Annotated in this window: 1 protein-coding gene; it reads left to right on the top strand. The window is 43.6% G+C overall.

What is annotated here, in order from left to right:
• Positions 1 to 508: 508 nt before the first annotated feature.
• A complete protein-coding gene (locus tag LKK83_RS02700) occupies positions 509 to 1,468 on the top strand; it encodes a vWA domain-containing protein (RefSeq protein WP_324629266.1) in 960 nt (319 codons plus the stop codon).
• Positions 1,469 to 1,750: the final 282 nt, after the last annotated feature.

Raw genomic sequence — 1,750 nt, 5'->3', positions numbered from 1 at the left:
ACCAATGACCAATGACCACCCTATTTCTCGGAGGCCAAAATGAAGCCATAATCTCGTTTTTAAACTCGGGATAACCATTGGTTGCCCCACATATTTTTTCGATTTAGCCTTATTTGATAAGGTTATTTTGCGCTGCATATTTTTGTATAAAAAAATTATTTTTTTTAGAAAAAATACGTATAAATACGGATGTGCGGAAGACTGAATACAGGTTTAATAGAAGATGAACACAAATTCATGTTGACGACGGAAGGCGATTTGCAGCCCGCACGTCCACCCAGCTCACCTAAATCGCAGAGACAATGTTCGGAAATCGCCTTGTCATTCAACAGCGAATGACCACTTTCAAACAACAGTTGCACGCGCGATATCTTTGGCGATCGGCAACGGTAATGCCGAAGTGGTGAATTCGGTGAGGTAAATTTTTCCCACGAGATTGTTGGGCATAAAATGCCCTACCCATTGGGAAACATTGTTTTGTATCGTACAGAAAAGGAATTGAACGGCCATGAAAATTATCTCAGAAGACATTTTTACAGTTGCGTCGTGCTTTAAACCGGCGATTTCTATTGGTGTGGGATTAACCTTAGCGATCGGCCTCACACCATCCGCCGAAGCGGCCAGTTTTGCGGACTTCGTGTTTCTCGTAGACGAGTCTGGCTCTATGTATGGCGAACATGCCTGGTTGGGGCAATCCATTGGGGATTTAGAATCGGCTCTGCAAGGGAAAGGTGTTGGAATTGGCGCTGAAAAAAATCGCTATGGTCTGGTTGGTTTTGGAGGTAACTCTTATGGAACAGAGCGATCGTTGTCAGTAGGAGGAGACTTATTTGGGAATGCCTCCGAATTAACCAGTGCCACTAACTCTCTCGTCGCCAGTGGCGCATTTGAAGATGGGTATTCGGCGATGGATTATGCCTTAAACAATTACTCATTTCGCGATGATGCTGCTGTTAATTTTGTGTTAATCACCGATGAAGACCGCGACATTGGCGCGAACCATGTCAACTTTAACAGTATCCTCAACGGACTTCAATCCAAAAACGCCTTGCTCAATGTGGTTGTCAACCATGCAATGACCGATGGAAACGGCCAGCGAGCGATTGGTGCCGATGCCCAAGGAAATGCGTTTATCGCCGATGGAAGTGGTGGATTTACCACGAATTCCAATACTACAGTGTCGAGCTTTAGCAGTTTTGGTACCACGAAAACCGACTATGTAGACTTAGCCTGGTCTACGGGGAACTCAACGATTAGTGGTGCTGCATGGGACTTAAATGTACTTCGTGCCGGTGGTCAATCGGCTAAGTCATTTACGAAAGCATTTGCAGATGTTAAATCCACTGAAGCTTTGAAGCAAACTGGCAATGGAAATTCCACTAAAGTACCCGAACCCACTGCCACTTTGGGATTATTAGGATTGGCTGCACTGGGTTTGTGCAAACGAATGGTTCACCAGTCAATCTAACCAGGTTTTATAACCTCCAAGTGACTGTATAATTTATTTTACTGGGACACTGTATTCTGTCCCAGTAAGATAAATCGTTTTTATTCCAAATTTTTGCGCTACCATCTGTTTCTTGATAACCTTTTTTATTGGTTGTTTTTCTTAAAAAAATAACCAATAAAGAACTACAGCGATCGCCCACAACAAATCAACAAAAAATCACCAATAAGCAATAAATAATTGAAGCCCACCTTCCCCGCATCAATGACCAATAACCGCAGCCCCCACCCCCGAACCAATGAC

The organism is Phormidium sp. CCY1219 (assembly GCF_035615515.1).
Classification (GTDB): domain Bacteria; phylum Cyanobacteriota; class Cyanobacteriia; order Cyanobacteriales; family Laspinemataceae; genus CCY1219.
This window is presented reverse-complemented; position numbering and strand designations above follow the sequence as displayed.

What these genes read in the sequence shown, in the direction of transcription:
- LKK83_RS02700 (WP_324629266.1), top strand. Translation starts at nt 509, where the DNA reads ATGAAAATTATCTCAGAAGACATTTTTACAGTTGCGTCGTGCTTTAAA.